The sequence below is a fragment of the Alteromonas sp. ISO5 genome, from assembly GCF_058105165.1.
In genome coordinates, this window is the sequence record NZ_CM176572.1 from 2,842,752 (window position 1) to 2,864,318 (window position 21,567).

General features: G+C 49.1%; 17 protein-coding genes and 1 other RNA gene. 10 read left to right on the forward strand and 8 right to left on the reverse strand.

Going from position 1 to position 21,567, the window contains the following annotated elements; all coding sequences use genetic code 11:
- Positions 1-18: 18 nt before the first annotated feature.
- Positions 19-741, forward strand: a complete 723-nt coding sequence (locus tag AC2T0J_RS12770) for a YebC/PmpR family DNA-binding transcriptional regulator (protein WP_489806195.1) — start codon at positions 19-21, stop codon at positions 739-741.
- Between the two features lie 49 nt (positions 742-790).
- Here the strand turns inward: AC2T0J_RS12770 and AC2T0J_RS12775 are convergent, their stop codons facing one another.
- Positions 791-1,696: a LysR family transcriptional regulator gene (locus tag AC2T0J_RS12775; RefSeq protein ID WP_489806196.1), complete on the reverse strand. Its 906-nt coding sequence runs from the start codon at positions 1,694-1,696 to the stop codon at positions 791-793.
- A 110-nt stretch (positions 1,697-1,806) separates the two neighbouring features.
- On the opposite strand from AC2T0J_RS12775, the gene AC2T0J_RS12780 reads away from it, so the two are divergent.
- Entirely contained in the window at positions 1,807-2,511 is a 705-nt protein-coding gene (locus AC2T0J_RS12780) for a pirin family protein (RefSeq protein WP_489806197.1), read from the forward strand.
- Between the two features lie 40 nt (positions 2,512-2,551).
- Positions 2,552-2,908: RNase P RNA component class A (rnpB, locus tag AC2T0J_RS12785), an RNA gene on the forward strand.
- Between the two features lie 91 nt (positions 2,909-2,999).
- On the opposite strand, the gene AC2T0J_RS12790 is transcribed toward rnpB, so the two are convergent.
- From AC2T0J_RS12790 to AC2T0J_RS12805, 4 genes are all read right to left on the reverse strand, one after another.
- Positions 3,000-4,415: a DUF945 family protein gene (locus AC2T0J_RS12790; RefSeq protein ID WP_489806198.1), complete on the reverse strand. Its 1,416-nt coding sequence runs from the start codon at positions 4,413-4,415 to the stop codon at positions 3,000-3,002.
- 232 nt (positions 4,416-4,647) lie between these two features.
- Positions 4,648-6,576 (reverse strand): alpha-amylase family glycosyl hydrolase, encoded by a 1,929-nt coding sequence (locus tag AC2T0J_RS12795; RefSeq protein WP_489806199.1) that lies wholly within the window; start codon positions 6,574-6,576, stop codon positions 4,648-4,650.
- 121 nt (positions 6,577-6,697) lie between these two features.
- Complete coding sequence (locus tag AC2T0J_RS12800; RefSeq protein WP_489806200.1) at positions 6,698-7,441, reverse strand: sulfite exporter TauE/SafE family protein; 744 nt, start codon at positions 7,439-7,441, stop codon at positions 6,698-6,700.
- Positions 7,442-7,543: 102 nt separating this feature from the next.
- Positions 7,544-8,683, reverse strand: a complete 1,140-nt coding sequence (locus tag AC2T0J_RS12805; RefSeq protein ID WP_489806201.1) for an HD-GYP domain-containing protein — start codon at positions 8,681-8,683, stop codon at positions 7,544-7,546.
- Positions 8,684-8,901: 218 nt separating this feature from the next.
- Here AC2T0J_RS12805 and AC2T0J_RS12810 point away from each other — a divergent pair, with 218 nt between their 5' ends.
- Positions 8,902-10,200: an aminotransferase class V-fold PLP-dependent enzyme gene (locus AC2T0J_RS12810; protein ID WP_489806202.1), complete on the forward strand. Its 1,299-nt coding sequence runs from the start codon at positions 8,902-8,904 to the stop codon at positions 10,198-10,200.
- Between the two features lie 183 nt (positions 10,201-10,383).
- Positions 10,384-12,729, forward strand: a complete 2,346-nt coding sequence (locus AC2T0J_RS12815) for a TonB-dependent receptor (protein ID WP_489806203.1) — start codon at positions 10,384-10,386, stop codon at positions 12,727-12,729.
- A gap of 184 nt (positions 12,730-12,913) precedes the next feature.
- On the opposite strand, the gene AC2T0J_RS12820 is transcribed toward AC2T0J_RS12815, so the two are convergent.
- Entirely contained in the window at positions 12,914-13,645 is a 732-nt protein-coding gene (locus tag AC2T0J_RS12820) for a queuosine precursor transporter (RefSeq protein ID WP_489806204.1), read from the reverse strand.
- A gap of 413 nt (positions 13,646-14,058) precedes the next feature.
- On the opposite strand from AC2T0J_RS12820, the gene AC2T0J_RS12825 reads away from it, so the two are divergent.
- On the forward strand, positions 14,059-14,583 hold the full coding sequence (locus tag AC2T0J_RS12825; protein ID WP_489806205.1) for a PolC-type DNA polymerase III domain-containing protein: 525 nt from the start codon (positions 14,059-14,061) through the stop codon (positions 14,581-14,583).
- Between the two features lie 67 nt (positions 14,584-14,650).
- Positions 14,651-15,361 (forward strand): aspartate/glutamate racemase family protein, encoded by a 711-nt coding sequence (locus tag AC2T0J_RS12830; RefSeq protein WP_489806206.1) that lies wholly within the window; start codon positions 14,651-14,653, stop codon positions 15,359-15,361.
- Here the strand turns inward: AC2T0J_RS12830 and AC2T0J_RS12835 are convergent.
- A complete protein-coding gene (locus tag AC2T0J_RS12835) occupies positions 15,358-15,870 on the reverse strand; it encodes a hypothetical protein (RefSeq protein ID WP_489806207.1) in 513 nt (170 codons plus the stop codon). The genes AC2T0J_RS12830 and AC2T0J_RS12835 overlap by 4 nt on opposite strands.
- Positions 15,871-16,349: 479 nt before the next feature.
- Here AC2T0J_RS12835 and AC2T0J_RS12840 point away from each other — a divergent pair, with 479 nt between their 5' ends.
- Positions 16,350-16,850 (forward strand): CYTH domain-containing protein, encoded by a 501-nt coding sequence (locus AC2T0J_RS12840; protein ID WP_489806208.1) that lies wholly within the window; start codon positions 16,350-16,352, stop codon positions 16,848-16,850.
- Positions 16,851-16,900: 50 nt separating this feature from the next.
- Here AC2T0J_RS12840 and metK read toward each other — a convergent pair whose 3' ends face one another.
- Complete coding sequence (gene metK / locus AC2T0J_RS12845; RefSeq protein ID WP_489806209.1) at positions 16,901-18,046, reverse strand: methionine adenosyltransferase; 1,146 nt, start codon at positions 18,044-18,046, stop codon at positions 16,901-16,903.
- 457 nt (positions 18,047-18,503) lie between these two features.
- Between metK and tkt the strand changes: the two genes are divergently transcribed.
- Complete coding sequence (tkt, locus tag AC2T0J_RS12850; protein ID WP_489806210.1) at positions 18,504-20,495, forward strand: transketolase; 1,992 nt, start codon at positions 18,504-18,506, stop codon at positions 20,493-20,495.
- Positions 20,496-20,525: 30 nt separating this feature from the next.
- Positions 20,526-21,542 (forward strand): erythrose-4-phosphate dehydrogenase, encoded by a 1,017-nt coding sequence (epd, locus tag AC2T0J_RS12855; protein ID WP_489806211.1) that lies wholly within the window; start codon positions 20,526-20,528, stop codon positions 21,540-21,542.
- Positions 21,543-21,567 lie beyond the last annotated feature (25 nt).

A 21,567-nucleotide genomic window follows, 5' to 3' on the forward strand; every position in this document is an offset into this window, starting at 1 on the left:
CAACAAGAGATACCTAAGATGGGAAGAGCATTCGAAGTAAGAAAAAACGCCATGGCCAAAACGGCCGGCGCTAAAACTAAAGTCTATTCTAAATACGGTAAAGAAATTTACGTGTGCGCCAAAAATGGTGGCCCGGATCCGGATACCAACCTGTCGCTCAAACGCCTGATGGAAAAAGCCAAAAAAGATCAGGTTCCCAGCCACGTTATTGAAAAAGCAATCGATAAAGCTGCTGGTGGTGCGGGTGAAGATTTTGTGCCGGCTCGTTACGAAGGATTTGGCCCGGGTAACTGCATGGTGATCGTGGACTGTCTGACCGATAACAACAACCGGACTATTACCGATGTACGTAACTGCTTTACCAAAACCGGGGCTAAAATTGGTGCCCAGGGTGCGGTAGCGCATATGTTTGAACACCAGGCGATTTTCATTTTTGCCGGTGACGATGAAGACGAAATCCTCGAAATCCTCATGGAAGCCGATGTAGACGTGACGGATGTGGAATGTGAAGACGGCAAAATCTCGGTTTACGCGCCACACACGGAGTTTTACAAAGTAAAAACTGCGCTGACAGACGCTAAGCCCGAGCTGGAATTTGAAGCCGAAGAAATCAGCTTTATTCCGCAAACCGAAGTCGAAATCAGCGAAGATGACATGCCCATGTTTGAGAAATTCATGGAAATGCTCAACGACTGTGATGACGTCCAGGACGTGTATCACAACGCGATCACGCCAAGCTAAAACGGTTTGCCAATATAGAAGAAGCCCGGTCAACCGGGCTTTTTTGTGCTTACTCGAGCAGAAAATTCTCTTGCTCAAAGGCCGTCTGAATATACTTCACAAACACACTCAGGCGCATGGCCATATGGCGATTAGGCGCATACAGTAACGAAATTAATAACGGCGCAGGTTGCCAGGCCTGGAGTACCGGCACCAGTTGTCCTCTGGCTATGGACTCGCCCACAATGAAGGTTGGCAGCAGTGCTAATCCCATCCCTTTTATCGCCGCCTGCCTTAACACGTCGCCGTTATTGGAACTCAACACGCCGTTAATGCGCACACGCTGTGATTTGTTCTGGTACAACAGATCCCAGTAATTGCCATGCACCAGGTTGCCGTACTGCAGGCATGGCAGTTCTTTTAGTTGATCCGGTGAATGGAGCGTCCCGTGGCGTTGTAAAAACGCTGGCGCTGCGCAGATGCAGCGGGAGGTATAAGTAATATCATGTTCAATTAGGGCAGGATTGGTCTCTGGCGGGCCAATACGTAGCGTCATATCAAACTGGTTCGACAGCGGATCACGTTTTTCATCCGATAGGTCCAGTTGCACCTGAATTTGCGGATACGCCTGCATAAAATCCAGTACTACCGGGGTCAGGTGAGTCAGACCAAACGACATTGGGGCATTAATTTTAATAGTACCGGAGAGGGTTTGCTGGTTTTCCTGCAGTTGTAATTCGGTGTCATCGAGATTTTCCAGCAGCGGCAGGATATTGGTCAGATAGGCTTGCCCGGCATGGGTTAAATCCACTTTTCGGGTAGTGCGATTAAATAAGCTCACCCCCAGGTTATCTTCCAGCCACACCACCTGGCGGTTTATTTGTGAGCGGGACAAACCCATTTGTCGGGCGGCGCTGGCGAAGCTGCCCTGACGAGCAACATTAATGAAGGCGCGCATGGCACCAAGCTTATCCATCTTTTTACTCTATTTTGTTGCATGATATGCGACAGTGTATCTTTAATTTTGGTTATTGTCCTTATTATGGCTGCTGATAAGATCTTCATATCACAATTAAGGAGCCTGTTATGGAAATTCGTAAAGCGGCTGCAAGAGGCCAGGTTAATTTAGGTTGGCTACAGTCACAGCATTCGTTCTCATTTGGTCATTATTATGACCAGCGTTATATGGGCCATGGCCCGCTGCGCGTTATTAATCAGGACGTTGTGCAGCCTGGTAGCGGGTTTGGGGAACATGGTCACGCCAACATGGAAATCATTTCTTATGTACTAAGCGGTGAGCTGGCGCACAAAGACAGTGAAGGCAACGAATCGGTTATCCGCCCCGGTGATGTGCAAAAAATGACAGCCGGTACCGGCATTCGTCATAGCGAGTTCAACCACAGTAAACAGTCGCTGGTGCAGTTTCTGCAAATCTGGGTGGTGCCAGACCAGGCCAATGTCGCACCAGGCTATGTGCAAAAACATTTTGCCGGGCTACTTGAGCCAGCTAAAGCGCCCACCCTGATATTTTCGCGACACGGCGAAGGTGAATCGCTGCGGATTTATCGGGATGTGTCGGTACTCGCCGGAAAACTGCTTGATGGCAGTGACTGGCAATATGCAGGCAATGAAAGCCGCATCGGCTGGTTACAGGTAATCGGTGGTAGTGCGGTGGTCAATGACGAAACCGTATCAGCCGGTGATGGCGTTGCCTTTGCCGCTGGTGAAACCGTTGAGGTGAGCCAGACTAACGATTTGCATATCCTCTATTTTGATCTGCCGGTAAATTAAACCATGGCGTGTGGTGGCGAACTTAGCTACAATGCGCGCCGGAGTTGGCCAGGCAATCGCCGCTTTCGTAAGAAAGGGGAGGAAAGTCCGGGCTCCAGAGGGCAGGGTGCCAGATAACGTCTGGGCGGCGCGAGCCGACGACCAGTGCAGCAGAGAGTAAACCGCCTAAGCGCTTCGGCGCCGGTAAGGGTGAAAGGGTGCGGTAAGAGCGCACCGCGCAACTGGCAACAGTTTGTGGCACGGTAAACTCCACCCGGAGCAAGACCAAATAGGCCTCCTACACGTGCGGCCCGCACGGGAGGCGGGTAGGTTGCTTGAGCCAGTGAGCGATTGCTGGCCTAGAGGAATGATTGCCACTCGTAAGAGAACAGAACCCGGCTTATGGCCAGCTCCCCCTCCTAAATTAAAGGGGTCAGAGTACATTAATCGACTAATTAATGTACTCTGACCCCTTTGTTTCCTTCTTCCTTTTAGGGAAGGGGATGTCGCTAGAAAGGCAGTCCCATGGGCTGACCATTCAACATAGCCTCAGCGTTTTCCATACTAAAGGTGATTTCATAACCTTCATCAGTCTCGCTCAGGATGCCTTGCTGAATAAACGCATTAATGGTTGCCTGAGTTTGCTGTGCGATTAAGGCTTTTTGCTCTTCATCACTCATAACGGCAAATTGGGGGTTAGCCGCCAGCTGGCTTTTTAGAATCAGTTCAGCGATGAATAACGCTGCACCTTCCTCAATGGCTAACTTAGCGTCTACCACGGCGTGCTCAGCCCAAAACCTGGCGTCTTCCATGGTGTCTGGCAGGGCCTTTATGCCTACCAGTTTGCTGTTTGCGTATCCCTCAAATTTCGACTCATTAATAACGCCTTTAATCACCGGTAGATTGATTTCAGGGTCAGCCTGTAACTGAGCAAGACCGGCGTCTTTTAAAAACGCCTGCATTACACTATCAGCCTGTTCAGGCTCGTTCATAATGTCTTCTGTCATTTTTTGATAGGCTTTTAAAAAGCTGCCTTGCAGTTTTGCCATCTCAAAATCAAACTGGATGTTCTGCATTGCAACAGTATCGTTAACAAAGCTGGCTACTTTTGTTGAGAGCAGCACATCACCCAACCCGGCGGTTTTATCGAAACTGGTTACAGAGTCCATAACGATATTGTTCAGCTTGGTTTCTTCACTGGTAGTTGGATCCACAATGATCACTTTACCGATGGTAAAAGAAGCCACACCGTCATACAGAGAGTTGTTCCAGGCCTGCATCAAGCCGGTCTCTAAATCGGTAGCAACAGAGACGTTTTCGATAGTCGCTATTTGGGTACCCTGAACAGATAACGCTAAAGACATCGCCTCAACGGTTTCTGAATCTATCGTGTCTGAGCTTAAACTTGCATAGCCCTGCCAACCGGTGGTTGAGACCGTTAACGCCATTTCAGGATGGGTGAAGGTAAACGCAGGCATCACATCATGGTAGGAAACGGTACCAAACAGGTTCACAATCCCCGTGGCGGAGTAGATATACTCTTCACCCTCGGGCAGTGTAAAGCGACCCTCAGGATCATCGATGGCCATATTCACTTGCCAGTCTATCCAGCCCACGCCTAATCCCGACTGGGTTAACAATGGGCCGTGCTGGGCTTCAATCGGAATGGTCAGGGAAAGCTTTGACTTCTCAACCTCATCCGCCTGAGGGCCAAATGCCGCACCATCCAGACTAATAACTAAAGAGGCGGTGGTTGAAAACCAGCTTTGTTCGCGGCTTACAATGCTGGCCTCATAAAAGGGCTGTTCGCTGATTTTTGCTGCGAAGTCGTCTAACTGCTGGTTAAACGAGTTGCCCGCAAAGTGAGGGCCTACCAGGCCAGCGACGAGCACTAACAGCAAAACTATAAGGGAAATTTTCTTCATTGTACTTCCTTGTTTCATCTACAAATAAAAATATGCAACATTGATAAGACAGCCTGACTGAGCTTAATTCAATGTTAATAACCAAGACTGCTTAAACAACAAATCCATGTGCGTGCACTTTATCGTAAAACTTCACGAAATCAAAAAGGTAAAGTAAATTAAAGGGGTCAGAGTACATTAATTAGAAGATTAATGTACTCTGACCCCTTTAATTTTAGGTTGTGTAATACGTTTAGCGATCAACGGTATACACCACGGAGCCCAGTGGCGGTAAGGTGAGGTGTATCAGGCCGGTTTCGCCATCGACAATTAATGTATTAGTTGTTTGAGGTAGATTGAGGTGTTCTGTTAAAGCAACTTCACCCTGTGTTAACTGCCACTTTAAGAGCAACTTCTTTGGCACGGTGAGCTCAATAGTTGCTGGTGTGGTGGCATTAAAGTTGGCGGCAACAATCATGTGTTGTGTGTCTGACCAGCGGGCAAAGGCCAGCTGTGCCGATGAATAATCGCTGTGGTTGGCGAGGCTCGGTGAATGCAGGCTGGAATAGTTACCTCTCATGGCCGGATAGTGTGCCGATATAGTGAGAACCCGGCGGTAGAAGTCACGCAGTGCGTGCTCTTTTTCTGTTAGTTGGCCGCCATCAAAAGCACCGTTATTCATCCAGCGCTGGTGGGCGGGTACGCCGGCGTAATCAAAGATAGTGGTGCGGGACGGATCACCAAAGCCCATGTCTTCACTGCCATCTTCGCCCACTTCCTGACCAAAGTAGATCATGGTTGGTGAGCGGCTGATTAGCGCCGATACCACCATCGCCGGTTTGCCTTTGTCGGCATCCCCGGCAAATGCAGGAGCGGCAATTCGCTGCTCATCATGATTTTCCAGAAAATGCAGCATATGACGCTCGATATCCTGCATGTCCGTCTGTATGGATACCAGGTCTGCAGTATCGCCCCGGCCCTGCATAACGGCTTTTAGCGAATCATAAAATGCCACTTTATCGTAAAGATAGTCCACTTTACCCAGCTGAAGATAATCACGGTAAAGGTGCGGTTGATATACTTCAGCCAGTAAAAAGGCATCAGGGTTGCGTACTTTAATCGACGAATTTAAATAAGACCAAAACTCAACCGGTACCATTTCGGCCATGTCGTAACGAAAGCCGTCTACGCCTTTATCGAGCCAATAGTGTGTGATATCCCGAAATTTCTGCCAGGAATCAGGCACGTCTTTGTCTTGCCAAAAGGCGGCGTGGGCGGCATGGTTTAGTTGTTCAAAGCCAGTGGGCAGCAATGGAAAGTCTTTACTGCCGTCCGGCCGGATACCGTAATTGACCTTTACGGTTTCATACCAGTCATTGGTATCGGGTTGGGCCGCCCGCGAACCGTTGCCCGTCCACTTAGCCGGGTTTTCATCGAACTTACCGTCAGCTAGTGGGTGGGGCTCGCCACCAAGAGGCTGATATCCGTTATCGGCGGCGGGGACCTTGAATGATTGGCCTACCACGTAATAGAAATTATTGTCCCTGGCATAAGTGACCGCGGTATTATCTTCTGTACCGAAGTCGCTGACACCACCCGGACGCGAAATAGAATGATAGTTGCGCGCCACATGGTTAGGCACAATATCAATGATCACTTTCATGTCATGGGCATGGGTTCGTTCGATGAGCGCTTCAAATTCAGCCAGACGGTTGGCTGGATCAACCGCTAAATCGGGATTTACATTGTAATAATCTTTTACCGCATAAGGCGAGCCAGCACGGCCTTTCACCACATCCGGGTCGTCATCGCTGATACCATAGGTGCTGTAATCATTAATCACCGCGTGGTGAGGCACCCCGGTATACCAGATGTGCGTGATGCCCAGTTCTTTAATGCCTTGTAGCGCATCGTCGGTAAAATCAGCGAATTTACCTACACCATTTTCCTGAAGCGTGCCCCACGGTTTGTTAGTGGTATTTTTATTCCCGAATAAACGGGTGAAAACCTGATATACCACCGGCTTGCCTGCTGCCAGGGAGGCTTGCTGATGCGGTTGTTTGTGGCTGGCAGTCACGTTGGCCTTATTCGTCGTTGGGGATGGATTACACCCTAACAATAACGCAGCCAGAACGCTTAAAGAAAGGCCTTTTCTGGCTTTGCTTCGGTAACAATGGAGCATGGGCTAGGCTCTCTCAATTGACTTTTCCCCAAGCATAGCGGTTGATTTTCCGTAAAAACACATACATACGTATTCAACGATGCAAATCTCTTTTGTGAGATCATGCCAACCATGGTAACAACTAGCCGGGCAATAATGCTGCCGCAGCCAGTAATGTCATGCCAATTACCAGCCAACGATAGTGTTTTTCGTTGATCCGCTTTACCAGCCAGATCCCTAAGTACACACCGGCAATTATCAGGGGTAAGGCGATAAGGTTTAAAGTAAAACTTGGCCAGGAGATGGTTTCCCATACATACACATGGAAGGGTACTTTGAAGATATTGATTACCAGGAAAAACCAGGCAGCGGTGCCAATAAATTCATTCTTAGGCAGGCGCATACTCAGTAAGTAAACGGCCATTACCGAGCCGGCGAGGTTGCCTACCATGGTGGTAAAACCACCAAGCACCCCCGCCAGAATGGCGAACCAGGTATAGTCTGGTACCGCAGATTTATTGCGCTCTAGCCAGAGCATAAGGCCCACACTGGCAAAAATAATCACCGCCATAATTTGCATAAACAGCGCATCGTTAATGTGGTCGCCCAGCCAGGTGCCAATAACTACCCCGACAAATGCTGACGGGAAGAGTTTCATAAGGAACTGCCAGTTAGCATGGCGGTGATAATGATGCACGGCAAAAATATCGGCCATGATCAGCATAGGTAACATTACGCCAGAGGAATGCTTACCGCCAAATAGCAAGGCAAGCAGTGGCACTGATAACAATGTCAGACCGTGGATCCCGGCTTTGGCCAGGCCAACCATAAAACCAATAGCCAGCACCAACGCTATGTCAAAACCAGTGAGTGAAGCAAAAATCAACAGTATATATCCTAAATTAACAACAAGGCCCCGGCACTGCGCCAGTACCAGGGGCCTATTGAACCACAAAGCAAACGGGGTTAGAAAGTGCTTAAATTGCCATTAGTTGGAATGGCGGGCAGGCTCCTGGCTATCACAATATGCGGTAACAATATGCATTGCTTCATTTAATGAGTTTGCCAGTGCAGCTACGCAGTCTTTATCCAGCTTACCCTGCTCAGCCATTTTATGCAGTTCGGCCAGTGAGTCTTCAACCGACCAGGGTTTCTTGTACGGCCGTTTATGGGTCAGGGCATCAAAGATATCGGCCACGGTGACTATCCGGGCTTCAATGGGGACTTGCTCGCCCTTAAGTTTGAAGGGGTAGCCGGAGCCGTCGGGATACTCATGATGAAAAGCAATAATATTGCGCATGATCCGCGCATCATTAAATTCGATCAGATTAAATTCTGCGAGGATGGAATCAATCATATCCACGCCTTTTTGTACATGAGTTTGCATGGTTTGACGTTCGCTATCCGTAAGCTTGCCAGTCTTCAATAATATGGCATCGGGAATGCCTATTTTGCCAATATCATGAAGCGGCGAAAACAGATAAATGTGCTCAATGTCTTCATCGGTGAGACCAAAGTGAGTGGGTAAATTACGGGCAATGAGTTTGCTCAGTTCCGCCATTCTGGTGAGATGCATGCCCGTTTCAAAATCCCGCAGATTGGCAATGCTGCGAATAGCCGATGCGGTGGCAACCAGTAGATGGGCGGCAGCGAGTTCATTGGCAATAGCATCACAAATGCTTGCGCAGCGCATGAGAAGGTCGCGCTGGATACCGGGCGTAAAGCTGTCTCTTTCGAGGCTGTCGATAAATACAAAGCCCAGAAACTGACCCTGACGCAGGATGGGAATGGTAAACGAACTCAAATATCCTTGCTCAAGCAACCAGTCAGAATGCACCGAACCCCCATGAATTTCAGCATTGATATCATCAATGACACGGCTTTGTTGATGATTGGCCAGGTGCAGTAAAGAGGGTGTGTCGTGCAGCTTTACCTCGTAACCGGCAATGGCATGACCCTCACGGGTGCTGTTAATGAAGGTTTTAAGAACATCTGTGGATTTATCATAAATAGCGCAGGCCAGTCGGCAAATATGCGGATAGTCGGCTAACAGTGCTTCGTGAAATCCTTGTAGCTTGCCGGTAAGCGACTGGGAAGTAACAGAATGCAAGGGCTGAAATGAAGTCAATTGAGGATCTCTGAGTAAATATGCACATCTAAAGTATAAAATTAGACCACAATAACGACTCCCTCAAATTTTACCGCACTTTCTTGGCTTTTGTTAGGTTGTAATGTATCTGTAAAATTCGTCGTTTTACCTTAATGGGCTTTTAAGCGATTGTTTTAAGAACGCAACAGTGTAATCGTATAAAAAATACAAATTTAAATTACTCTGGAGTCTCTTACATGTCAGCCCCTTTACTATCCCGGCGCAAACTTTTACAGCAGTCTCTGTTACTTTCTGGCTCTTTAGTTACTGCCCGGGCCCTCGCCGAAACCTGGCCCACCTTGCCGCAATCTGGTTTGCCTGCCGTTGAACTGGCCGGTGATGAAGCCTACTGGCGGTCGGTAAGCGCATTTTATAAAAAGACCGAGGGCATTGTTAACCTGGAACACGGCTACTGGGGCAAAATGTCGTTACCTGTGGAGCAGTCTTATATCGAACTGACCCAAATGGTAAACCATCAACTTTCTTATTACGCTCGTAAAGATTGGTATGCCGATGCAAAACAATCGGCCAGCGCGATAGCAGAGGCATTAGCGGTGTCTGATGAGGAAATTGCGCTCACCCGCAATGCCACCGAAGCCATGCATAATCTGCTGTTTCAGTATAAGGGGATAAAACCCGGCGACACACTACTATGGGCCGATATTGATTACCCTGCATTTAAGCGCACCATGGCGGCACTGGCTGAACAACGCGGTGCAACCGGAATAGAAATCACCTTGCCTGCGCAAGTCTCTAAACAACAATTGCTGGAAGTCTACCAGGAAAAAATCCGCAGCACGGCAAACCTCAAACTGATGATCCTTACCCATGCCTCCAATCAACACGGGATAATATTGCCGGTGGCTGAGATAGCTGCTTTTGCCAAACAGCATGGCGTTGATGTGATCTGCGACTGCGCTCAGTCCTGGGGCCTCATCGACTTTACCCTGCCGGAGTTGAATGTTGACTGGGCGGTATTTAACCTTCACAAATGGATTGGTTCACCGGTGGGGGTTGGCGCTTTATATATGCGTAAAGGCACGCTGGACAAAGTAGCGCCTTATCCTGGTGAGTCCGATCCGAGTAACACCCTGGTACATAAGCGCGTGCATATGGCTACGTCTAATTTTGCTGCTTTTCTTGCTGTACCAGATGCTATCCGTTTTCACAATAAGGTGGGGCCGGCAGCGAAAATGGCCCGCCTCAAATACCTGCGGGAACGCTGGGTGGGCCAGGCCCGTAACATGCCGCACATTGAAGTACTCGGTGCAACGGATGATGCAAGTGCCAGTGGGATGGGGGCTTTTCGCATTGCCGGTGAAACCAATGCTGAGCAAATAAATCAGTTGCAGAAACGGCTGGAAAACGACTTTGGCGTGTTTACCGTGGGTCGTCACGATCTGGTCAGCGGCAGCTGTATTCGGGTTACGCCGCAGGTTTTTACCACCCTACAAGAGATTGATGTTTTGGTAGAGGCACTATCCCGGCTAGCCTGAAACGAGCAGTAAAAATAACCTTATATTGTACGTCTTTTAATCCGGTGTGACTGTTACAAATAGGTGAATTTTATAAATTTTTTGATTCATCTAACTGTCAGAGAATGTTCATGGGTTTGTCATTGTGTGGGGCTAATCTTGCGCGCCAAATATCCCTATAAAATCACACAGGAAAACACACCCATGAACACAACTCAGTTTAAGCAGCGTTCGCTGCTTGCGCTATCGGTTATTGCTGCATTCGCTTCTACCAGCGCGTCTGCTGAAACCCCGCTTGCAACCCCCGAGCCTGCTGAAATTGAAGAAGTCACCGTTGTTGGCCGCAGCGTTTCTTATGCAAACAATGCGACCGAAGAATCTATGCTTAAACAGCAAACCAGCATGACCAGTGTGCTGGCAACCATTGATAACCTGCCTGGTGTGCTGATCAACGAAGGCGATACTTTTGGTTCCGATGACTGGTCTACCAGTATCTCAATTCGCGGCTTTTCGGTTGATATTGACCAACAACAAATTGGTATGACCGTTGACGGCATTGCTAACGGTAACTCTAACTATGGCGGTGGTGCCAAAGCAAACCGCTATATCGATACCGAAAACCTGCGCGCCGTAGAGGTATCACAGGGTACCGCAGATATTGCTTCCCGCTCACACGAAGCGCTGGGTGGTACCATTAACTTCACTACCATCAACCCTGGCGTGGAAGAGCAACTAACCGTTAGCTCAACGTTTGGTGACTATGACGCGCAAAAACTCTTTATGCGCTACGAAACCGGCGAACTGGCTGCCGATACCTATGCGTGGATCAGTATGTCTACCCAGGAAAACAGCGATTGGATGACTAAGACCGGTGAAGCTGAACGCGACCATATGGCAGCTAAGTTTGTCAGTTATATGAGCAATATGGATATTACCGGGTATATTTCTTACGACGATACCCATGAAGACAACTACCAGCGTATTTACAGTCTGGCACAATTTGAGCAAAGTCCGGCGTGGGACGAGCTGACGGCCAACTGGACCGGTACCCCTTATATCGACCAGTCTTACCGTCGTGGCTGGTCAACCCTGCGCGAAAACCTGTTTGCATATCTGGAAGCTAACATGACCTTTGGGGATGTAGACGTGAAAGCGAATGCCTACATGCATAAAAATGAAGGTCGCGGCGACTGGGTACCACCTTATATAGTTGACGTGAATGATGATGGTAGCAACGGCCACTCTGAACTGGTCCATGGTAATACCTATGAAGGCGGTGCGCCTTTAGGGCAAATCTACTTTGTGGATGCTAACGGTAATTCTTTATCGCCTGTGGCCGACTGTGAAAGTTCTCTGACATTCCCTTATGGTGGCGGCGGTGCCGAATACGACCCTGCTTGTTATCCGGCAAACGCGATTCCGGTGGGGTCTTATCGCCATACCAACTACAAAAAGGACCGTGTTGGTATCAATATCGATGCCGTATGGACAGCGCAGATTGGCGATTTTTATAATACCCTGCGTGCCGGTTTATGGTACGAAGACTACGAGCGTAAGGAAAATCGCAGCTGGCAGAAAATCATCGATTCACGGGTAGGCTTCGAGTTTGATGAAACCCCTTATTGGGTGCAGTACAGCAGCGAATTCCCGGTTGAAACGCTGATGTACTATCTGGAAGACGAAATTGATTTAGGTATGGCGACCCTGCGTGTTGGCGCTAAGAAATTTAACGTCGATATCGAGAAAAAAGACCGGTTTGTTCCGGCTAACAGCCTGTCGGTTGAGTCTGACTCTGATGTACTGTTTTCTGCGGGTGTAGTTGCGCCGGTTAATGATGAAATTGAAGTGTTTGCCGGTTTTGCGCAAAACTATGCTGCCATTAAAGACGGCGTACTGGAAAGCAGCTCGGTAGATATCTCGTCGGTTGAACCGGAAACGGCTGACAATATCGACGTAGGTGTGCGTTATGTGGCTTTTGATATCAGTGCCAGCATCACTTACTACAACATCGATTTCGATAACCGCATTACTTACCAAAGTGCTGAAGAGGCTGATGGGGTCGATTACTTAGGCGAGCTGGATGGTACTTACGTTAACGTGGGCGGTGTAAAGTCCGACGGTATTGAGGTCGCCATGGATTATACCATTACCGATAAACTTGGCCTGTATTTCTCGTACACCCATAACAATTCAGAGTACAAGGATCCGGCTGCGTCGACCGGTTTTGTTGATGGTCAACGCGTAGTTGGCTCAGCTGAAGATATGTTTGTGGTAAGTCTGGACTATACCGCAGATGTTTACAATATGGGCTTGTCGACCAAGTATGTGGGTGAGCGCTCAGCCGGCTCTTTTGATGTTGATTCTTACACTGTCGCCGACTTCTATCTTGGTGCGGTGGTCGATTCGCCGGTTCAGGGGATCAGCAATATTGATGTCCGCTTAACTATCAACAACCTGTTCGACAGCAGCTATTTAGGTACAGTGGTTAATGGTGGGGCCTGGATTGGCGCCCCGCGTACGGCAGCCCTGAATTTAAAAGCGAGCTTTTAATTGCGCAACAGCCTGGGGAAGTCGTCTGGACTTCCTTGAATAGGCTACTTCATCAAGCGCCGGTATTTGCCGGCGCGTTTTTTGCTTTGCACATAATGAAGTGCTCCGTTCTGTCAATCTTTGACACAACTGAAAAATGCACGCCTTTAATCGTCAGAACAACAGGCCTTGGGCAACCCGCTGACTATTTAATGGAGAAAGGCGTAAAGTTAGTGTGTTCATCGTATACATCAACGCCCTCTGCACGTTTCAGGACCGCAATAATTTTGTAGGTGACTGGCGTTAACAACACTTCCCAGAGTACTTTTAGCGCATAATTGGTGGCCATTACCGTAAAGATAAGCTCGGTACTCCAGATCCCCCAGAACGCCACAGGATAAAATACGGCGGAATCTACCGCCTGGCCAACAATGGTTGAGCCGATGGTGCGCTGATAGAGTGCCTTTCCTTTGCTGAGCACTTTCATTTTGGCCATCACAAACGCATTGGCAAACTCACCTAACCAGATTGCCAGTACTGAAGCGAGCACAATACGTGGCGCCTGGCCAAAGTTCATGGCAAAGGAATCCTGACGGCTGAGTCCGCCGCCGAGGTCTTCATTCCAACCTGGCGCCGGTGGCATTTCAGTAATAAACCAGGCCATAAAGGCTGCAAACCCGGCGGCAAAGAAGCCCGCCCAGATTGCCCGGCGTGCCCGTTGATAACCATAAACTTCCGTCAATACATCGCCCAGTACATAGGATAAAGGAAAGAAGATTACGCCGGCACCAAAGGTAAAACCGGCAACTTCGGCCACTTTACCCGCGCCGATAATGTTAGAGCACACAATTAAAATACAGGTGGCGGCCAGTACAAAATCAAAAAAACGAAAATGACGGGTGGAAGTGTCGGTAACTTTATTCAGTGACGCTGTCATAAAAGTTAAAGCTAAGTAATGGAAAGGCAATCCAGTGTGGCACAGTCTTCATTACCCGTGCAATACGCAGTGCAACGCAAGCCGGTGTGAGATGCCCGGTATTATTGAAGTGTTGGTCATTACGCTGAAATATGCGGCAGTCATACTGAATCTATAAGCGGGACGTTGGTTTGCATCACCAAGAGGACATTATCGATAGAAAACATGATCCTCTGTTCATTTAAATCGATTGTTTGTACTGGCATGGTAATTGATTGCTTCTGGTATTGAACGTATACCCGGACGCGATGCCAAAGTGCGTTCAACAGCAATGTTGCGCCGGGGCGGACTAAATAAGTACAGCTATATCAGGGTTTACATTTGCATCTGACAAATAACAAACTAGCTTTAAGATACAGACAGGAAAAAGTGGCATGCAAATACCAACCATCATCGACGTGGAAGCCAGCGGTTTCAGCTCTTACAGTTACCCCATCGAGGTAGGTGTGATCAGGACTGACGGTGCGCGTTTTTGTCGATTGATTCGTCCTTACCCCCAGTGGTCACACTGGGATAAAAAAGCCGAGGCGCTTCATGGGTTAAGCCGCGCCCACCTGCAAAAGTGGGGAAATGATGGCCGCGACGTGTGCTTGGCGCTTAATCAATTTCTGGCCAATGGTACTGCCTATACTGATGGCTGGGTAGTGGATCACCCTTGGCTCATTAAGCTGTATGCCGCAGCCGGCCTGGATATGACGTTCAATGTCAGAGCGCTGGAGTACGTGCTTAGCGAACAGCAAATGGACCTCTGGATGCGCACCAAAAACCAGGTGGTGTCGCATTTCAATGGCTGCCGTCATCGTGCCAGTACTGATGCAGAAATAATCCAGCAAACCTTTATACGCACACTCCCCAAACAGGACACCGATCATCACGTCCGCGCCGTTAGTAATGGCTAAACCGGGCTGAGGTGGGTTAACCTGTTCATCACTCATAGCAAACACTTCATTCAGGTAAGGAAGCGAAATGAAAACAGTGGGCCTCATCGGCGGGATGAGCTGGGAATCTTCCCTGACTTACTACCAGCGTATTAATCAGCAGATTAAACAACGCAAGGACGGCTTGCACAGTGCACCACTGATCCTTTACAGCGTGGATTTTGCCCATATTGCCGCGCTGCAGCACAACAATGACTGGCAGCAACTGGCGGAATATCTGGCATCCGTCGGCGAAAATCTCGAGAAAGCCGGAGCCGAGGCTCTGGCGATTTGCACCAATACAATGCATAAAGTGGCGCCCCAGATAGCAAATGTGGTGCGCATTCCGCTGTTGCATATCGGTGACGCCTTGATCGCCGAAAGTCGCATCCGGGGATATCGACGTTTGGGCTTGCTTGGTACTGCCTTCACTATGGAGCAACCTTTCCTGCGCGACCATTTAACCAAGAGCGGGTTGTCAGTACTGATACCTGATGCCGAAGCACGAGCAGATGTGCACCGGGTGATTTATGACGAACTTTGTCAGGGCGTTATCCGTCAGCAATCGCTTAACCGTTACCTGCAAATTATCGATAATCTTAAAGCGAAAGGAGCTGAGGCCGTCGTTTTGGGCTGTACCGAAATAGGTTTACTGGTGGGCGCCGAAGACAGTGCTTTGCCAGTGCTGGATACGGCACTGTTACATGCCGACAGTGTCGCTGACTTTATTCTTAGCGAGCAGACAACAGGACCGGGCTAAAAATAGTAATGCACGCCCATAACCAGCGAATTGATATCAATCTGACCGGTGTCGCGGTATTCGTAGCCCACGGCCACGCCGAAACCGCGCATTTCACCAAACTGCCAGCCCACGCTGGCTGCTCGGTCGCTGTCGCTTACCAGCGGCATAGCACTAGCCTGCGGTGTGAGCGAATACTGAGTTGAGCGAATGGTGGCGTATATCCATTGAGCGGAGTTAACCGGCAACGCCCGACGGGCCGATAAACTTACTGCTTCCAGGCTCACCACAGATAACGGCACAGTGCGCGCGTCGCTGGCAAATCGGGTCGCATAAGAACGATTTATCTCAACACTAAAATTCCACTTGGGCAGGCGCTTACTTTGATAAGCAATAAAATACTGAGTATTTCCCACAGGCTGAGTGACCAGTGAAGAATCTGGCAACATGGCAGCTTGATTGGCCAGTAGCGGACAACTAAACATCGCAACCAAACCAAGCAAAAACAAGCGGAAAGGGGGCTTGTTCATTGTGAGGTCTTCCCATGTGTGAGTGCAAGTAAAGCGTACAGTTTCTTTACGCTGTGTTATTCCAGTATTTTTATAACTGCTTAACGATTTATCCTGCGCATCACGTTACTTCTTGTCGCGAGTTGTTGTGAGCGCCTGAGAGTAAATCGCCGGCTAAAAAGCGCTGCGGGCTTTTACGGCAGCATAGTATCAATATAGACCTAATCAGAGCTGATACCAAGCGTGAAGAGCAGTTTTTTTACCCTCGAATTTTCGTCGATTTGGCTGGCGAAATGGATGCATATCAGCTAGCTTTAAACGTAACAACAGGGATAAAAATGACGCCCTTAAAGGCACATTTTTTCATAAAGATGAATTTTTAATTTTATATAAAACAATAGGTTATTGTAGTCGTTGATGAACATTGTTGCTTTCGGGATTCAATCAATACGGAACCACTGATAAGGCGGCCACGGACGTTGCCCACTGAGGATCAAATAATGCGAGCAGACTGGGAAATTGAACGAAAATTTGTTGTTACTTACTTACCTGAGGGATTACTGGAAACACGGGTGCCAGTGGTAGTCAGACAGGGTTATATTGTTGCAGAAGGTGGCCGGCATATAACAATACGAGATGACGGTGGTGATTACACTATGACAGTCAAACAGGGGGTTGGTTTTAAACATCACGACACTGAAATTTCCATTAGTGCAGAACAGTTTAATGAATTATGGCCACTTACCCAGCACATGCGGGTGGAGAAAAAACGCTATCGAATCGGTTTTTCTGGCCATAAGTTGTTATTAGATGTGTTTACTGGTCATCTCGAACCGCTGATCCTGGTAGATGTGGAATTCGACAATGAAGTGCATAGCCGGCAATTTTTACCGCCGGATTTTGCTGAGCTTGAGGTAACGCACCAGCGTGAATACCAAAATGTTCACCTGGCCAGAATGGGGTTGCCAGATGCGTTAGCGCTGGCGAGTGTGTATTCGTGAAAACAAAAACGCCAGACATGGGTCTGGCGTTTGAAGCAACAGCGCAGAGCTTAAACCGAAGCGCGTAAAGCTTCGGCTTTATCGGTGGCTTCCCAGGGGAAGCTGTCACGACCAAAGTGGCCGTATGCTGCCGTAGGCTGGTAAATTGGGCGTTCCAGGTCGAGCATCTTGATAAGACCATAAGGACGTAAATCAAAGTGCTCTTTAACCAGTGCTACCAGGGTTGCCTCGTCATACTGGCTGGTGCCAAAGGTATCAATGCTGATAGACGTTGGCTCGGCCACACCAATGGCATAAGACACCTGAATTTCACAACGCTTGGCCAGACCCGCTGCGACAATGTTTTTCGCTACATAACGACCAGCATACGCGGCTGAACGGTCTACCTTGGAAGGATCTTTACCCGAGAAAGCGCCGCCACCGTGTCGCGCCATACCACCGTAGGTATCTACAATGATCTTACGGCCAGTCAGACCGCAATCGCCCATGGGGCCGCCAATAACAAAGCGTCCGGTTGGGTTAATATGAAATTTTGTATTGGTCGTAATCCATTCTGCCGGTAACACTGGCTTAATGACTTCTTCCATTACTGCTTCACGTACAGTTTCAGTAGAGACGGAATCACAATGCTGGGTAGACAGTACCACCGCATCGATACCCACCGGCACATTATCTTCGTAAATAAACGTTACCTGGCTTTTCGCATCCGGACGCAGCCATTCGAGCTTGCCCGATTTACGCATTTCTGCCTGACGCTGCACCAGACGGTGAGAATAGGTAATGGGAGCAGGCATTAACACTTCGGTTTCGTCGCTGGCATAGCCAAACATCAGACCCTGGTCGCCAGCGCCTTGTTCTTCCGGGCGAGAGCGGTCTACACCCTGATTGATATCTGGTGACTGCTTACCAATGGCATTGAGTACTGCACAGGAATCTGCATCAAAGCCCATATCGGAATGGGTGTAGCCGATTTCGCGCACAGTTTGGCGGGTCAATTCTTCAATATCCACCCAGGCTGAGGTAGTGATTTCACCTCCAACCAGCACCATGCCGGTTTTTACATAGGTTTCGCAGGCGACTCGCGCCTGGGGATCCTGCCGCAGGATCGCATCAAGTACCGCATCGGATATTTGATCGGCAATCTTGTCCGGATGGCCTTCTGAGACTGATTCGGACGTAAATAAATGGGCTGCCATTACATGCTCCGTGTTTATTTAAATTTATATTCGGGGCGTATTGTTCACCACAACACCGGTAAAACAGTAAACTCACCGCTCTGGGGCAGTTTTACGAAGGCTATGGTCGTTGTAGATCAATACACAGGCGACTATTGTAGCAAGCTAGTGTATAAATACCAGTCTTTACTTCTGGACGTCTAAAAGTCTATTTGTTACGTTTACTTGACAGTCCGATGCTGAGTGCCGGTCAGCACTCAGCGGTGTCGGCATTATTAAATGCTCCGACAAGACCAAAACACATTGAACTGCACTGGCCGGTGGGTAACAATATACAGCCTGAATGTTGTTATGTTTGTTGGGATGCTATGGCGATATAGCCTTCAGCAAACATAAGTACATTTGCCAAACGCTTATGTGTCAATAATAAGAGTTAAACGCCACCAACTGGCACCCAAATTACAATTCAGGAGTTAACATGCCGTCTCGTCGAGAACTCGCTAATGCTATCAGAGCATTAAGTATGGATGCTGTTCAGAAAGCCAAATCAGGTCACCCTGGTGCGCCAATGGGCATGGCTGACATCGCCCAGGTCCTGTGGTGCGATCACCTGCAACATAACCCGGCTGATCCAGCCTGGGCTAACCGCGACCGCTTTGTGTTGTCGAATGGTCACGGCTCTATGCTGCTGTATTCACTGCTGCACCTCACCGGCTATGAACTGCCTATCGACGAACTCAAGCAATTCCGTCAGTTGCATTCTAAAACCCCTGGTCACCCTGAGTATGGTTATGCACCAGGCGTTGAAACCACCACGGGCCCGCTGGGGCAGGGCATTACCAATGCTGTTGGTATGGCGCTGGCTGAAAAAGTACTGGCGGCGCAATTTAACCGCGATAACTTTGCGGTAGTCGACCATTACACCTACGCGTTTTTGGGTGATGGCTGCCTGATGGAAGGCATTTCTCACGAAGCGAGCTCATTGGCTGGCACGCTGGGTCTGAATAAGCTGATTGCGTTCTGGGACGACAACGGTATTTCTATCGACGGTGAAGTTGAAGGCTGGTTTACCGATGATACGCCAAAACGTTTCGAGTCTTATGGCTGGCATGTGATCACGGATATCGACGGTCACGATCCGGAAGCGATTAACAGCGCCATTGAAGCGGCGAAAGCGGAGACCGGCAAACCGACGCTGATTTGCTGTAAAACCGTTATCGGTTTTGGTTCGCCTAACAAGCAGGGTAAAGAAGACTGCCACGGCGCACCATTAGGCGATGACGAAATTGCCCTGACCCGCGAAGCACTGGGCTGGAGTCATGCGCCGTTTGAAGTGCCCGCTGATATTTATGCCGGTTGGGATGGCAAAACCAAAGGCGGAGAAGCGCAACAGGCCTGGAACCAGCTGTTTGCACAATACGCTGAAACTTACCCGGAGTTGGCGACTGAATTAAAACGCCGTTTAAGCGGTGACGTACCGGCAGACTTTGTCGCCAAAGCCGACGAATATATTGCTAAGCTGCAGGCTAACCCGGATACCATTGCCAGCCGTAAAGCATCACAAAATGCGCTGAATGCGTTTGGGCCGCTGTTGCCTGAGTTATTAGGCGGTTCGGCAGATTTGGCCGGTTCAAACCTGACCATCTGGAACGGTTGTAAAGGCATAGAAAAAGACGATGCCAGCGGTAACTATGTCTACTATGGCGTACGTGAATTTGGTATGTCTGCGATGATGAACGGGATTGCACTGCACGGTGGATTTAAAGCCTACGGTGCAACTTTTCTGATGTTCATGGAATATGCCCGTAACGCAGTACGTATGGCGGCATTAATGAAGCAGCCGGTAATCTTCGTATATACCCACGATTCAATTGGTCTGGGCGAAGATGGCCCGACTCACCAGCCGGTAGAACAGGTGGTGGCAATGCGTGCTACGCCAAATCTTGACAACTGGCGTCCTTGTGACCAGGTCGAATCAGCGGTTGCCTGGAAAGAAGCCATTTTACGCACTGACGGTCCGACTTCCCTGATCTTCAGCCGTCAGGGGCTGGCGCAACAGGAACGTACTGAAGCGCAGGTGGCTGATGTAGCCAAAGGCGGCTACGTACTGGTGGATTGTAAGGAGACGCCAGAACTTATCCTCATTGCCACCGGCTCTGAAGTACAGCTTGCAGTGGATGCTGCCGTAAAACTGAGCGAGCAGGGCAAAGCAGTGCGTGTGGTATCCATGCCATCGACTGACGTTTTCGATCGTCAGGATGCTGCATACCGCGAGTCAGTACTGCCACCTACAGTGATTAAACGTGTTGCCGTTGAAGCACTGTCAAAAGAGAGCTGGTATAAATACGTTGGCTTTAATGGGGACATTGTGGGCATGGACACCTTTGGTGAATCTGCACCGGCCGGCGAGCTGTTCAAGCACTTCAACATTACTGTTGACGCCGTGGTAGAAGCTGCGCTGGGGCTTTAATCTGCCCCGGCCTTTAGGCTGCATAAAAATATGGTAAGACTTGCCATTAATGGCTTTGGCCGCATTGGCCGAAACGTACTGCGGGCACTCTATGAGAGTGGCCGCAATCAGTTTATCCAGGTCGTCGCTATCAACGAAATCGCTGATCCCGACGGCATGGCTCATCTTTTAAAATACGATACTTCCCATGGCCGTTTTGCCTGCCATGTGGAGCGTCAGGGCGAACAGCTCACCGTGGCCGGTGATGTGATCCGCCTTTGTCATCAAACCGAAATAACGGGCCTGCCCTGGGCCGAACTGGACGTGGATATTGTGCTGGAATGTACCGGTCAGTATACCGATAAGGCCAGTGGCCTGGCGCACATTGAGGCCGGTGCTAAAAAAGTGCTGTTCTCTCAGCCTGGTGCGCCGGATATGGATAACACTATTATCTATGGGTGTAATGAAGACACCCTGCTGCCAGAGCACAAAGTGGTGTCTAACGGCTCGTGTACTACCAATTGTATTGTACCGGTGATCCAGGTACTCGACGACGCCTTTGGGGTGGAAAGCGGCACCATAACCACTATTCATTCTTCCATGCACGATCAGCAGGTTATTGATGCTTATCATCCCGATCTGCGCCGTACCCGTGCTGCCAGTCAGTCGATTATTCCGGTGGATACCCGATTGGCCCGGGGGATAGAGCGAATCTTGCCTAAGTTTGCCGGGAAGTTCGAAGCTATTGCAGTCCGTGTACCTACAATTAACGTGAGTGCCATGGATTTGAGTGTGACGTTGGCTAATGAAGTCACCATCGATAAAGTGAATCACGCCCTTAGTGCGGCCCGCACCGGTCGCTTGTCAGGTATTCTTGATTATACCGAAGAGCCCCTGGTATCGGTCGATTTTAATCACGATCCCCATTCGTGTATTGTAGATGGTACACAAACTCGGGTGAGTCACCGCCAGTTGGTTAAAACTCTGGTGTGGTGTGACAACGAATGGGGTTTTGCCCATCGAATGCTGGATACCGCGTTGGCGATGTATCAAATGGGCAACGAATAATTTAATTTTGAATTCAACAGGATGA

Bases quoted from the DNA above. Each gene is read 5' to 3' on its own strand.
- AC2T0J_RS12770 (WP_489806195.1), top strand. From the start codon at position 19: ATGGGAAGAGCATTCGAAGTAAGAAAAAACGCCATGGCCAAAACGGCC.
- AC2T0J_RS12775 (WP_489806196.1), bottom strand. From the start codon at position 1,696: ATGGATAAGCTTGGTGCCATGCGCGCCTTCATTAATGTTGCTCGTCAG.
- AC2T0J_RS12780 (WP_489806197.1), top strand. From the start codon at position 1,807: ATGGAAATTCGTAAAGCGGCTGCAAGAGGCCAGGTTAATTTAGGTTGG.
- AC2T0J_RS12790 (WP_489806198.1), bottom strand. From the start codon at position 4,415: ATGAAGAAAATTTCCCTTATAGTTTTGCTGTTAGTGCTCGTCGCTGGC.
- AC2T0J_RS12795 (WP_489806199.1), bottom strand. From the start codon at position 6,576: ATGCTCCATTGTTACCGAAGCAAAGCCAGAAAAGGCCTTTCTTTAAGC.
- AC2T0J_RS12810 (WP_489806202.1), top strand. From the start codon at position 8,902: ATGTCAGCCCCTTTACTATCCCGGCGCAAACTTTTACAGCAGTCTCTG.
- AC2T0J_RS12815 (WP_489806203.1), top strand. From the start codon at position 10,384: ATGAACACAACTCAGTTTAAGCAGCGTTCGCTGCTTGCGCTATCGGTT.
- AC2T0J_RS12820 (WP_489806204.1), bottom strand. From the start codon at position 13,645: ATGACAGCGTCACTGAATAAAGTTACCGACACTTCCACCCGTCATTTT.
- AC2T0J_RS12825 (WP_489806205.1), top strand. From the start codon at position 14,059: ATGCAAATACCAACCATCATCGACGTGGAAGCCAGCGGTTTCAGCTCT.
- AC2T0J_RS12830 (WP_489806206.1), top strand. From the start codon at position 14,651: ATGAAAACAGTGGGCCTCATCGGCGGGATGAGCTGGGAATCTTCCCTG.
- AC2T0J_RS12835 (WP_489806207.1), bottom strand. From the start codon at position 15,870: ATGAACAAGCCCCCTTTCCGCTTGTTTTTGCTTGGTTTGGTTGCGATG.
- AC2T0J_RS12840 (WP_489806208.1), top strand. From the start codon at position 16,350: ATGCGAGCAGACTGGGAAATTGAACGAAAATTTGTTGTTACTTACTTA.
- metK (WP_489806209.1), bottom strand. From the start codon at position 18,046: ATGGCAGCCCATTTATTTACGTCCGAATCAGTCTCAGAAGGCCATCCG.
- tkt (WP_489806210.1), top strand. From the start codon at position 18,504: ATGCCGTCTCGTCGAGAACTCGCTAATGCTATCAGAGCATTAAGTATG.
- epd (WP_489806211.1), top strand. From the start codon at position 20,526: ATGGTAAGACTTGCCATTAATGGCTTTGGCCGCATTGGCCGAAACGTA.